The sequence below is a fragment of the Streptomyces sp. NPDC014995 genome (assembly GCF_043080745.1).
Lineage (GTDB): Bacteria > Actinomycetota > Actinomycetes > Streptomycetales > Streptomycetaceae > Streptomyces.
Window position 1 is genome coordinate 63955 of sequence record NZ_JBIBVX010000015.1, and the last position, 11977, is coordinate 75931.

14 protein-coding genes and 2 pseudogenes are annotated in these 11977 nt (G+C 70.0%); 11 read left to right on the plus strand and 5 right to left on the minus strand.

Annotated elements, in window-relative coordinates:
• Positions 1-116: 116 nt before the first annotated feature.
• Positions 117-962: a Scr1 family TA system antitoxin-like transcriptional regulator gene (locus ACF1A1_RS28280; protein WP_392003821.1), complete on the plus strand. Its 846-nt coding sequence runs from the start codon at positions 117-119 to the stop codon at positions 960-962.
• The gene (locus ACF1A1_RS28285; protein WP_392003822.1) at positions 959-1147 is read left to right on the plus strand and encodes a DUF397 domain-containing protein; all 189 of its coding nucleotides are present in this window, start codon (positions 959-961) and stop codon (positions 1145-1147) included. Before ACF1A1_RS28280 ends, ACF1A1_RS28285 begins: the two co-directional genes overlap by 4 nt.
• 314 nt (positions 1148-1461) lie before the next feature.
• Here ACF1A1_RS28285 and ACF1A1_RS28290 read toward each other — a convergent pair whose 3' ends face one another.
• Positions 1462-2055: a TetR/AcrR family transcriptional regulator gene (locus ACF1A1_RS28290; protein ID WP_392003823.1), complete on the minus strand. Its 594-nt coding sequence runs from the start codon at positions 2053-2055 to the stop codon at positions 1462-1464.
• A gap of 309 nt (positions 2056-2364) precedes the next feature.
• On the opposite strand from ACF1A1_RS28290, the gene ACF1A1_RS28295 reads away from it, so the two are divergent.
• The 4 genes and pseudogenes from ACF1A1_RS28295 to ACF1A1_RS28310 form a co-directional block, all read left to right on the plus strand.
• Positions 2365-3021 (plus strand): CatB-related O-acetyltransferase, encoded by a 657-nt coding sequence (locus ACF1A1_RS28295; RefSeq protein ID WP_392003824.1) that lies wholly within the window; start codon positions 2365-2367, stop codon positions 3019-3021.
• Positions 3022-3035: 14 nt separating this feature from the next.
• Complete coding sequence (locus tag ACF1A1_RS28300) at positions 3036-3926, plus strand: virginiamycin B lyase (RefSeq protein WP_392003825.1); 891 nt, start codon at positions 3036-3038, stop codon at positions 3924-3926.
• Positions 3927-3989: 63 nt separating this feature from the next.
• Entirely contained in the window at positions 3990-4337 is a 348-nt protein-coding gene (locus ACF1A1_RS28305; RefSeq protein ID WP_392003826.1) for a YciI family protein, read from the plus strand.
• A 216-nt stretch (positions 4338-4553) separates the two neighbouring features.
• Positions 4554-4916: pseudogene (locus tag ACF1A1_RS28310) on the plus strand (transposase); the annotation flags it as partial.
• Between the two features lie 4 nt (positions 4917-4920).
• On the opposite strand, the gene ACF1A1_RS28315 reads toward ACF1A1_RS28310, so the two are convergent.
• Entirely contained in the window at positions 4921-6132 is a 1212-nt protein-coding gene (locus tag ACF1A1_RS28315; protein WP_392003827.1) for an IS110 family transposase, read from the minus strand.
• A gap of 222 nt (positions 6133-6354) precedes the next feature.
• On the opposite strand from ACF1A1_RS28315, the pseudogene ACF1A1_RS28320 reads away from it, so the two are divergent.
• The 3 genes and pseudogenes from ACF1A1_RS28320 to ACF1A1_RS28330 all read left to right on the plus strand — a co-directional run.
• Positions 6355-6822: pseudogene (locus ACF1A1_RS28320) on the plus strand (IS5 family transposase); the annotation flags it as partial.
• 55 nt (positions 6823-6877) lie between these two features.
• A complete protein-coding gene (locus tag ACF1A1_RS28325; RefSeq protein WP_392003828.1) occupies positions 6878-7369 on the plus strand; it encodes a YbaK/EbsC family protein in 492 nt (163 codons plus the stop codon).
• Entirely contained in the window at positions 7366-8211 is an 846-nt protein-coding gene (locus ACF1A1_RS28330) for an EamA family transporter (protein WP_392003829.1), read from the plus strand. Before ACF1A1_RS28325 ends, ACF1A1_RS28330 begins: the two co-directional genes overlap by 4 nt.
• Positions 8212-8214: 3 nt before the next feature.
• Here ACF1A1_RS28330 and ACF1A1_RS28335 read toward each other — a convergent pair whose 3' ends face one another.
• A complete protein-coding gene (locus ACF1A1_RS28335) occupies positions 8215-8619 on the minus strand; it encodes a VOC family protein (RefSeq protein ID WP_392003830.1) in 405 nt (134 codons plus the stop codon).
• A 299-nt stretch (positions 8620-8918) separates the two neighbouring features.
• Between ACF1A1_RS28335 and ACF1A1_RS28340 the strand changes: the two genes are divergently transcribed.
• Both ACF1A1_RS28340 and ACF1A1_RS28345 read left to right on the plus strand, forming a co-directional pair.
• On the plus strand, positions 8919-9839 hold the full coding sequence (locus tag ACF1A1_RS28340) for an arylamine N-acetyltransferase (RefSeq protein WP_392003831.1): 921 nt from the start codon (positions 8919-8921) through the stop codon (positions 9837-9839).
• A gap of 65 nt (positions 9840-9904) precedes the next feature.
• Positions 9905-10177, plus strand: coding sequence for a DUF1876 domain-containing protein (locus ACF1A1_RS28345; protein ID WP_392003832.1), 273 nt, complete (start codon positions 9905-9907; stop codon positions 10175-10177).
• 71 nt (positions 10178-10248) lie between these two features.
• Here the strand turns inward: ACF1A1_RS28345 and ACF1A1_RS28350 are convergent, their stop codons facing one another.
• Positions 10249-11415, minus strand: coding sequence for a serine hydrolase domain-containing protein (locus ACF1A1_RS28350; RefSeq protein ID WP_392003833.1), 1167 nt, complete (start codon positions 11413-11415; stop codon positions 10249-10251).
• Between the two features lie 79 nt (positions 11416-11494).
• On the minus strand, positions 11495-11941 hold the full coding sequence (locus ACF1A1_RS28355; protein WP_392003834.1) for an organic hydroperoxide resistance protein: 447 nt from the start codon (positions 11939-11941) through the stop codon (positions 11495-11497).
• Positions 11942-11977 lie beyond the last annotated feature (36 nt).

Genomic DNA, 11977 nt, shown 5'->3' on the forward strand with positions numbered 1-11977 from the left:
TTACTTGGGTGAGCGGCGACGCCTGTGCGTAGCGTGACTGTCCCGGCCCTGTCCTGCGCTGTCTCGGCTGTCTCGGGTGTCGTACGGGTACGACTGCGCGTTGGAGGTGGGTGAGCGTGAACGAGGCTGCGGACGAGACGGGTTGGGATGTCCAGCCCGGTGACGAGATCGCACAGGTCGTGGAGACCGTGGGGCGACTGCTGAGGCTGCACCGGGAGGCGGCCGGGATGCGGGTCGCCGACCTGGCCCAGACCCTCAGGTACGGCGAGGACATGATCCGGAAGATCGAGCGGGGGGTGCGGATCCCGAGACCGGAGTTCCTGGAGAAGGCGGACGAGGTGGTCGAGGCGCGGGGGGCGCTCAAGGAGTTCAAGGAGGACATGAGGAAGGCTCGGTACCCGAAGAAGGTGCGGGGGTTGGCGGACCTGGAGGGGAAGGCCGTCGAGTTACTGATGTACGGCAACCACAACATCCACGGGCTGTTGCAGACCGAGGAGTACATGCGGGCGCTGCTCTCGACGTGGCGTCCCGCTTACTCGCCCGACGAACTGGAGCGCATGGTCGCGGCGCGGATGGCTCGCAAGGCCCTGTTCGAGCGGTCACCCGGGCCGGAACTCAGCTTCGTCCAGGAGCAGGTGACGCTGGAGCGGCCTGTCGGGGACACAATGGTTCTACGCCGACAGCTCGAACACATGCTGGAGATAGCTCGGTTGCCGTTCGTCGAACTCCAGGTCATGCCGACCCATCGTGCGAACCACCCCGGTACAGGAGGCCGGATCCAGGTGCTGAAGTTCAGTGACGGAACGGCGTTGGGACGTACCGATGGCGACTTCGGAGGCCGTCCGGTCTCGGATCCCAGGCAGCTCCGGGTCCTTGACCTGCGGTATGGCATCATCCGGGCTCAGGCGCTCACGCCAGGGGAATCCCTGGCCTTCATCGAGCAAGCGCTGGGGAGACTATGAGCACGCCGGAACTCCACTGGTTCAAGAGCACCTACAGCGACAGCAGCAATGGAAACGACTGCGTCGAAGTGGCCACCACCCCCGCCATCATCCACATCCGCGACTCCAAGAACCCCCACCACGGCATACTCACCCTCTCTCCCGAGGCCTGGGCCGATTTCCTCACGCACGCCACCAGGGCTTAATGCATGTTTCACTTGGTGAGTCGGCGACAGTTGATCAGGCTGGTGGCTATGGCTGTGCAGGCGAACTAGGAGCGAAGCGACCGTGATCCGGCAAACCAATCCGTCGACAGCTGAGCCGAGCCCCGGGTGCTCTGGACGTTCTGAGGTGGGCCTGCCGGTCGTCCGGACCAGTGTGCGCACCCCGGCAGTCACGCAATTCCGTCAGCAGTCCACAGCAGCCACTTCCTGATGTCGGGCGTCGATCGTTCGGCGACGAGCGCCGCCATGTCGCCCGGTCAGGGGCGCGGCCGGAATCCGCCCCAGTTCGCGAGGGGTCATGGGGACACGGCATAGGCGGCCATGAACATGTCGAGTAGGCCGTCGATCGCCGCTTCGTCGACAGGGCGGGTGGACAGCAGCCCTCGGTAGTAGAGGGCGCCACACAGCACCTCGGTGGGGTAAGTGAGGTCGGCGTCCGCGATGAGCTCGCCGTCGCGCTGGGCGCTGGCCAGGCGGTCCAGGGTGCGCTGTTCGATCGTGGCGAGGAACTGCTGATAGAGCCGCTCGCGCAGTGCGTCGTCGTCCTGGGCCGCGATGATGACGGCGCGGTAGACGGGCCAGATCGCAGGGCTCAGTAGTGCAGCACTGGAGCGGACGAACTGCTCGCGCAGATCGGCGCGGACGTCGCCGGTGTCGCGGTAGTCGAGGTCGGAGCCGAGGGCACGGTGAAGCGCATCCAGGAGCAGCTCGGACTTCGTCGGCCAGCGCCGGTAGATCGTGTGCTTGCCGACGCCGGCACGGCGGGCTACCGCGGCGATCGTCAGGTCTGAGTAGCGGACCTCCGCGGCCAGTTCGAAGGTGACGCGCAGCAGCTCCTCGGTTCGCACCGCGCCACGGCGGCGGGGCTCGGCGGCCTTGTCGGCGGTCATGCTGCCGATCCTATCGGCACATATAGTGCCGTTGACAGTCGGGGCCTCTCCAGGCAACCTGATGTCCCGGCATCGGCACAAGGTGTGCCGATGTGATGTGGTACTCCGACTGCCCGGAGGACCTCATGTCCGGTAATCGAAGAGGAGAGGCACCCTGCAGCGGGGTGATCGTCAGTTCGCCGAGTGGGCCGCCCCCGTCCGGACCGGGGAACACCTGGCAGTGCCCATCACGTCGCCTTACGTCCGGTCCCGGCAACGTACGGTCCGGACCATGCATGTCATCCCGCAGCCCGGCAAGAGACCGAGACCATGTCACCTGATCCGACCTCCGTTCACCCACTGCCCGCCCACGACCGCGTGGTGTTCCTCAAACCGCTGGTCACCTCGCCGAACATCGTCGTGGGTGAGTACACCTACTTCGACGATCCGGACGGCGCCACAAGCTTCGAACACTGCAACGTCCTCTACGCCTACGGGCAGGAGCGCCTCGTCATCGGCAAGTACTGCGCCATCGCCACCGGCACCACCTTCCTGATGGCCGGCGCCGAGCACCCGACGATGGGCGTCTCGACGTACCCGTTCACCATGTTCGGCGGCCGGTGGGCGGAGCAGACCCTGGACATCGTCACCGGCATGCCCAGCCGCGGCGACACAGTCGTCGGCAACGACGTCTGGTTCGGATACCGGGCGACCGTCATGCCCGGCGTACGGATCGGCGACGGCGCCATCATCGCTGCCGGCACCGTGGTCACCGCCGACGTCCCGCCCTACACGATCGTCGGCGGCAACCCGGCCCGGCCGATCCGGCAGCGCTTCGACGACGCCGACATCGAGCGGCTGCGGCGCGCCGCGTGGTGGGACTGGCCCGCCGACCTGGTCACCGAACACGCCCGCACCATCATGGCCGGAACCCCGGCCGACATCGAACGCATCGCCGCCAAGCACGCAACGGGCAGGCCCCTGTGAGTCATGCGACCCGGATGTTCATCGAAGAGCACACGGTGGCCGACGGCGCGGCGGGGCCCTACGCCCTCACCACGGGACCGGACGGCGCCCTGTGGTTCACCCTCGTCCACAGCGGCCGGATCGGCCGCCTCGTCCCCGGCGAGGAGCCGACGAGTCATCGGCTCGATCCCGACTGCGGGCCGACCGTCATCACCCCCGGCCCGGACGGTGCGCTGTGGTTCACCGAGTACCGGGCGGACAGGATCGGGCGGATCACCACCAACGGCGTGATCGACGAATTCCACGCCCCCACACCTGGTTGCGGGCCGTTCGGCATCGTGGCGGGGCCCGACGGCGCGTTGTGGTTCACCGAGACCGCTGCCGACCGCATCGGCCGCATCACCGTCGACGGCCGCATCACCGAGTTCCCACTGCCCGTCACCGGCGCTTTCCCCTCGGCGATCACCGCCGGCGGCGACGGCGGGATGTGGTTCACCCTCAACCAGGCCAACGCCATCGGGCGGATCGGCGTGGACGGTACGGTCACCCTCCACCCCCTGCCGACGCCGGAGGCGGCACCGGTGGGGATCGCCGCGGGCCGCGACGGCGTGCTGTGGTTCACCGAAATCGCCGCAAGTCAGATCGGCCGAATCACACCCGACGGGCACATCACCGAGTTTCCGCTGCCCGACCGCGCCGCCCGACCGCACGCCGTCACCGTCGACGGACAGGGCACCGTGTGGTTCACCGAATGGGGCGGCAACCGGGTCGGCGCCCTCACCGCCGACGGTTTTGTCACCGGCCACGACCTGCCCACCCCACGTGCCGAACCGCACGGCATCGCCATCGGGCCCGACGGCGCCCTGTGGGCCGCACTGGAGATCGGTTCACTCGCCCGCATCGCCTCAGCCGACAGCACCGCCTGAAAGACCATCCCCTCCCACACCATCAGCAGCGGTCGCCCGTGGGACGACCGGAGAGGAATTCCCATGAAATTCGCACTCGTGATCTTCGAGACGGACGAGTCGCGACGTCGGATCCAGGCCGACCGTGCCGCATACCGCAAGGAGTACGAAGGCTGGATCGGCGGACTCGCCGCAGCCGGTAAGCTGGCCGGCGGCGACGCCCTGGAGACCGAACACACGGCCCCCGCGACAGTACGCAGCGCGGCCGACGGGACATCGATCGTGACCGACGGACCCGCGTACACCGGCGAGGAGACCCTCGGCGGCTGGTTCATCGTCGACGTGGCCGACCGCGAGGAAGCCCTCGAACTGGCCATGAGCCTCCCAACCCCGGAGACCGTCGAGATCCGCCCGATCCTCGAATCCGCCTGAACAGAGCGGGAAACCGGCCTGATGGCACACGTGCGGCCGCAGGGGCACCAATGCAGTGCCGCCTGGCCTCGCCTGATCAGGCCGTCTGGCCGCAGCCGTCGGCGCCAAGGATCTCGCCGCACAGCGGGCTGAAATCGACTCCAGCGACGTCTGAAACACGTTTTCGACGAGCTTTAGACGGCGCTTCTGATCGCGGAATCGCTCGTTGAGCCGTGCATGACGGATCTGATCGAGCGGTTGGTGCCGGACGAGTTGTGGACGATGTTCCGGCGGGTGGTCCCGCCGACGGAGGTCATACGCCCGCAAGGTGGCGGGCGACGGCGGGCCGGAGACCGCGAATGCCTGGCGGCGATCGTCTTCGTGGCCAGATCGGGCTGCACGTGGCGGCAGTTGCCGCCGGTGTTCGGGCCGGCCTGGCCCACGGTTTACCGACGCTTCGCCCAGTGGAGCCGGAACCGGGTCTGGGCCAGGCTGCACCGGCTCATCATCGACGAGCTCGGCGCTCGGGGTGAGCTGGACTGGTCGCGGTGCGCGATCGACTCCGTCAGCGTCCGAGCTGCAAAAGGTGCCTCTATGGGCTTCGTCAAGCTGTAGCAGGGGTGGGTGGCTGGTAGAAGGTGCCGTCTCGGAGCATGGCGAAGAGGACGTCGACGCGGCGTCGGGCGAGTGCGACGAGGGCTGCGACGTGGTGTTTCCCTTCGCGGCGTTTGCGGTCGTAGTAGGCACGGGACTCTGGTTGGGAGAGCGAGGCGAACGCGGCGAGGTAGAAGGCCCGTTTGAGCTGCTTGTTGCCGCGTCGTGAGGGGTGTTCGCCGCGGATGGAGGAGCCGGAGTTCCTGGTCACGGGTGCCAGGCCGGCGTAGGCGGCGAGGTGGCCGGCGGTGGCGAAGCCGCTGCCGTCACCGACGTCGATGAGGATGCGGGCTGCGGTCCTGACCCCGATGCCGGGCATCGAGATCAGGACCTGGGAAAGAGGGTGGGCCTCCAGGAGTTCTTCGATCCTCGCAGCGAGGAGTTTGCGCTGGTCAAGGACGGACTGGAGGGAACGGGCGAGGCTGGGGACGATCAGCGCGGCCGCGTCGGTGCCCGGGACGACGACGGTCTGTTCGTCGAGTGCGGTGAAGATGTCCTCGACCAGTCGTTCGGCCATCCGCGGTGCCTTCGGCCGTATCAGGGTGACCAGTCGTCGCCTTCCGGCTTTGCGGATCTGGGCCGGGGAACCGAACTGGTCCAGCAGCCTGAGCACGGCCGGGTGCTGGATTCGTGGGCCCAGGACCCGTTCCAGCGACGCATGGATCTGGGTGAGCAGGCCGCGGAGGCGGTTGGCGATCCGGGTGGACTCGCCCGCCAGGTCGTCGTCGAAGCCCGCGATCATCGCGAGCTCGGCGACCGTCTCATCGGCGGGGTCGACCGCCCGCAGGGTGTGGGGCATCGCTCTGGCAGCGTCCGCGATGACGAACGCGTCGCGGGCGTCGGTCTTGGCCTCACCGGGGTAAAGGTCGGCGATCCGCCGCATGGTCAGCCCGGGCAAGTAGGCGACCTGGCAGCCCGCATCCCGGGCGACTGCCAGGGGCAGAGCTCCGATGGAAGCTGGCTGGTCGACGACCATCAGCACGGTCCCGTGCTTGGCCCGCAGCTTCTCGAACAGTTCCCGCAGCCTCGGCTCACTGTTGGGCAGCGGCTTGTCGAACACCTTCTTCCCGGCACGGTCGACGGCGGCGGCGTGATGTTCGCCCTTGCCGACATCCAGCCCTAGATAGACGCTGATGTCTGTTTCGCCCGTCACGACCGTCACTCCCGCCCTCGCCTGTTCCCCGGCCTCACCTGCGGCATCAGCGTGCCGGCATCCACGTTACGAAGAGACTGCCGTACCCGGTTGAGGGATTGGCGCTCGTGCCTCTAATCAGCGGTCTGCCAATGCCTCCGGCACCGGCGACACCACCTTTTCGATCATCTCGACTGGGGGCGCAAGTCATACCGGGCCGAAGGCCGGGAGCCTCCTTGCGAGGCCACGAAGAAGGTAACGGGGCCACTGACTGGACCGAATCCGACCGACCGTGGCAAGCAGGGGTCGAAAATTCACCTGATCACCGACCGGAATGGCATGCCGCTGTCGCTAGGGATCTCCGGCGCCAACATGCACGACAGCCTCGGACTGCAGCCGCTCGTTCGCGGAATCCCGCCCATCCGCTCCCGCCGCGGACCCCGTCGGCGACGTCCGGCCAAGCTCCATGCCGACAAGGGCTACGACTACGACCACCTGCGGAAATGGCTTCGCGGGCACAGCATTCGCCACCGCATCGCCCGCAAGGGCATCGAGTCGTCCACGCGGCTTGGCCGACACCGCTGGGTCGTCGAGAGAACGATCTCCTGGCTCGCCGGATGCCGAAGGCTGCACTGCCGCTACGAGCGCAAAGCCGAGCACTTCCTGGCCTTCGTCGGCATAGCCGCAGCCCTCATCGGCTACCGCCGACTCACCAAGTGAAACAACGTCTTAACCACTCGCCCGTCTTCTCCACGCACCGCTAGCGTGCCTGTCCATGACGACGACCGGCGCCCACCCCCGTTTCGCCGATGCCCTGGACGCACTCGGCCTCGGTGACCTGCACACCCGTATCCGCCGCTTCCCCGACGCGACGCGTACCGCCGCCGAGGCCGCTGACGCGATCGGGTGCGAGCTGAGCCAGATCTGCAAGTCGCTGATCTTCGCGGCGGACGGGGTGCCGGTGCTGGTGCTGATGGACGGGGCGTCCAGGGTCGACGTCGAGCTGGTGCGCAAGGAACTCGGGGCCGAGAAGGTGACGAGGGCCGACGTCGACGTCGTACGGGAGACGACCGGCTACGCGATCGGGGGCGTGCCGCCCTTCGGGCACCGTACCCGCACCCGTGTGCTCGCCGACCGCGGGCTGCTCGCGCACGACGTCGTGTGGGCCGCCGCGGGCACCCCGTACACCGTCTTCCCCATGGCACCCGGGGAACTGGTCGACCGCGCCGGCGCCACTCTCGTGGACGTGCGCGAGCGCACCGCGTGACGCCGCTGGTCACGGCTGCCGTCCTGCTGGCCGCCGTCACGCACGCCGCCTGGAACGCGATCGCCCACCGCATCACCGACAAGCTCACCGGCTTCACGCTCATCTCGGGCGGCGGCCTGCTCATCGGTCTCGCGATGATCCCGTTCACGGCGTTCCCGGCGGGGGCGGCGTGGCCGTACCTGCTGTCGTCGGCGGCGATCCACATCGCGTACTACGCGCTGCTGATGCGGTCGTTCCGGCTGGGCGACTTCGGCCAGGCGTATCCGATCGCGCGCGGTTCCGCGCCGCTCGTCGTCACGGTCCTCGCCGCCGTCTTCGCGCACGAGGTGCCGGACGGCTGGGCGGCCGCCGGCGTCGCGCTGTCCTGTGCCGGTCTGACCGGCGTGGCGCTGTGGGGGCTGCGCGGGCACCGGCCCGACTGGGCGGCGATCGGCGCCGCGCTCGCGACCGGGCTGACGATCGCCGCGTACACGGTCGTGGACGGCCTCGGTGTCCGCGCCTCCGGTTCCTCCCTCGGCTACATCGCCTGGCTGATGGCCGTGCAGGGCACCGTCCTCCCGGCGTACGCCGTCACCCGCCGGCGCGGCGAGACCCTCGCCGTGCTGCGGCCGTTCGCCGCCCTCGGTCTGCTCGGCGCCGCCCTGTCCGTCACCGCCTACGCCCTCGTCCTGTGGGCGCAGACCCGTGCCGAACTGGCCCCGATCGCCGCGTTGCGCGAGTCGTCGATCATCGTCGGCGCGGCGATCGGAGCCGTGTTCTTCAAGGAACGCTTCGGCGCGCCCCGCATCGCCGCGGCCGGACTCCTCGTCATCGGCATCGGACTGATGCTGCACGCCGGCTGACGCCTACGGCCGCACGTACGGCCGCGTCATGATCTCCATGTTGTGGCCGTCCGGGTCGTCGAAGTAGGCGCCCCGGCCGCCGAACAGCCGGTTCACGCGGCCCGGTTCGGTGTGCCCGGGGTCCGCGTAGTACGTGACGCCGAGGGCCTCCAGGCGGTCGATCATCGCGTCGAACTGCTCCTCCGGCACGAGGAACGCGTAGTGCTGGGGCTGGATCGGCTCGTCGCGCTTCTCGTAGAAGTCCAGCGTGACACCGTTGCCGAGGTCCACCGGCAGGAACGGGCCGAAGGGCGCGCCGACCGGCAGGCCCAGGATCGCGGCGAGGAACTCGGCCGACAGTTGGCGGTCGCCGGCGTAGACGGCGGTGTGGTTCAGCTGTGCGATGGGGGTGTGCTGCTCAACAGGCATGGGTGTGAAGTTCTCCGGGTCTCGGGTCTTGGGCCTCAGGGAAGAGGAGGAACGCGGACACGGAGAGACGGCGGGGCCCTCGCCCGCCTCGCGCTCACGCCGAGGCCGGGATCCCCACTCGTGCGTGGCCCATGGCCGACCCGGCAGTCACCCGCCCGACGGTAGTGGTCCGTCGCGGGCGGCCGCAACCAAGATCCCGGCCACACCGCCGGCCGCCCGGGGACCTACGACCAGCGCACGAGTCCCGCCCGGCCCGCCGTCCGACGACACCCCTGCCCACCCGTGACTACGGTGAACTCATGTCTGAGACAGCGCGGTTGAGCCCCGACGACCTCGACGCCTACTTCCGCCGCATCGGCCGGGAGGCCGGGCGGCGTGCCGATCCGGAGACGCTGCGGGGCGTGCACCTGGCCCACATCCGCTCGATCCCCTTCGAGAACCTCGACCCGGTGCGCGGCACCGTCCCCTCCCTCGCCCCCGCCGACCTGATGGCCAAGCTGGTCCGCGGCCGGCGCGGCGGCTACTGCTACGAGCAGAACACCCTGTTCGCGGCGGTCCTGGAGGCGCTGGGCCTCCGGGTGACGCGGTTGGGGGCACGAGTGGTCGTCGGCGCGGAACGGTTCGAGGACCGGCCCCGCACCCACATGGTGCTGCTCGTCGAGGTCCCCGGCGACCCGCGGCCCTATCTCACCGACGTCGGCTTCGGCGCCCCCGGCGCTCTCCTCGAGCCGGTCCCGCTGACCGCCGGCGCCGAGTTCCACGTCGGGGGCCGCCGCCACCGCCTGGTCCACGCCCCGCACCGCGGCCCCCTGGAGCTGTGGGTCCTGGAGACGTACGGACCGGAGAAGGAGACGGAGGAGAAGGAGACGGAGGAGAAGGAGAGTGAGGAGAAGGGGACGCCCGGCGGGGAGGCGGGGGAGGCCGGGGGGAGCCCCTGGCAGGCCCAGTACGCCTTCACCCTCGAACCCTTCGAGCACGCCGACTTCGAGGTGGTCAACTGGTACATCGCCACCAGTCCCCGCTCTCCCTTCAGCCGCCGCCCGTACGCCCAGCGCGTCACCCCCGACCGGCACCTCCTCCTCAACGGCACGCACCTCACCGAGACCCGCGCCGACGGCACCGTCACCGAGCGCGAACTCACCGAGGAGAGGGAGGCCCGGCGCGTCCTGGAGGAGGAGTTCGACATCGCCGTACCGGCGGACACCACCCTGTTGTCCTGACCCGCGTGGGTGCGTCCGCCCGCCGGGAGGAGCACCCTGGAAGCAGATGTTCCGGAGGTGATCGCATGAAAACCGCTGTGGGATGGCACATCGAGCTGGAGTTCCAGGAGGACGACCAGCACACGCGCGCGGTCGCGATGGTACGGCTGCCCGACGGGACCGAGGTCAGGGCCAACGGGCACGCCAGCCGCCACCGCGTCGACGCCAACCAGCCCCGGGTCGGTGAGGAGATAGCGGGCGCCCGCGCCCTGAACGAGCTGGCCATGCAGCTCCTCACCAAGGCCCACACGGAGATCGACGAGGCGTCGGGGCGTACGTCGCACCCGATCCACGTCTGAGGGCGCTCCTGGTTGTGGGGCGAGCCGTCGCGGCGGCTCGGCCCACGGCCGCCGTGCGCCCCGGCGACGCCTCAGCCGGCGATCGCCGTCCGCACCGCCCGTGCCAGCGCCTGCGCCCGCGCGTCCGCCGTCACGCTCGACCGGAAGCCGTTGGTGACGTACCCGAAGGCGATGCCCGACTCGGGGTCGGCGAAGCCGAGGGGGCCGCCGCGGCCGGGGTGGCCGAAGGAGGTGGGGGACAGGAGCGGGGAGGCGGCGCCGTGCAGCATGTAGCCGAGGCCGAAGCGCGTGTTCACCACCAGCACCCGGTCCGCTCCCGCCGACCGCTCGCCGCGTGCCGCCTCCACCGTCCCCGGTGTGAACAGGCGGGTGCCGCCGCCCTCCACCTCGCCGATCAGTGAGGCGTAGAAGCGGGCCAGGCCGTCCGCCGTGGCGATGCCGTTGGAGGCGGGCAGGGCGGCGGCCCGGTAGGCGGGGTCGTTCTCGTCGGGCATCGGCGTGATCGCGGCGAAGGCGCGGCGGGTGAGGGAGGCGGGGTCGGCGTAGGCGTCGGCGACGGCCCGCTTGGGCCGGGTCCTCAGCCCGCCGGCCGGCGCGGGCGCCTCGGCCTGCCCGACGCGGCCCACGCGCGCGGCCCGTTCCGCGGGAAGTCCGAGCCAGAGGTCCGCGCCGACCGGTCCGGCGATCTCGTCGGCGATCCACTCGCCGATCGCCCTCCCGGTCACCCGCCGCACCAGCTCGCCCGTCAGCCAGCTGTACGTCTGCGCGTGGTACCCGTGGTCGGTCCCCGGCTCCCACGCCGGTGCCTGCGCCGCGACCGCCGCCGCGCCCAGGACGGGATCGGCGGCCTCGGCGGGTGTCAGCGGCCGGTCCAGCACGGGCACGCCCGCCCGGTGCGCGAGCAGGTCCCGCACGAGGGTCCGCTCCTTGCCGGCCGCCTTGTACTCCGGCCAGTAAGCCCCCACGGGGGCGTCCAGGTCCAGCTTCCCGCGCTGCCACAGCAGCAGCAGGACGGCGGCGGCGACCCCCTTCGTCGCCGAGCGCACGATCTGCGCGGTGCCCCGCTCCCAGGGCGCCGTGCCGTCCACGTCCCGGCTGCCGCCCCACAGGTCGACGACCCTGCGCCCGTCCCGGTAGACGGCCACCGCCGCGCCCCGGTCCCCGAGCACCTCGAAGTTCCGTACGAACGCCTCCCGGACCGGCTCGAAGCCCTCGGCCACCGCACCGTTCACGTCCACGCCCGCACGTCCTCTCGACTCGACCCGCCTTCGACTCCGGCGGGAACACCGGCCGCGCGCCTGCGATTCCTGCGTCCCGCTAACCGAGAAGAATCGTTACGTCGATGTTGCCGCGCGTCGCGTTCGAGTACGGGCACACCTCGTGCGCCGCGTCCACCAACTTCGTGGCGACATCGGCGTCGAGGACGGGCAGCGAGACGCTGAGCGCGACGGCCAGCCCGTAGCCCTTGGTCTTGTTCGGGCCGATCCCGACCTTCGCGGCGACCGTGGAGCCGGTGAGGTCGTATCCCGCCCGGTTGCCGACCAGGATCAGCGCGTTGTGGAAGCAGGAGCTGTACCCGGCCGCGAACAGCTGCTCCGGGTTGGTTCCGTTGCCGTCCCCGCCCAGCTCCGGCGGCATCGCCACCTTCAGCTCGATCTGCCCGTCCTGACTGGTGACGTAGCCGTCGCGACCGCCGTGGGCGGTGGCTTCGGCGACGTACACGATCTTCGACGGACGGGTGTCGACTGCGGTGTCGTCAGTCATGGCCGGCCTCCCCCGGGAAAGGTGCGCACACATACA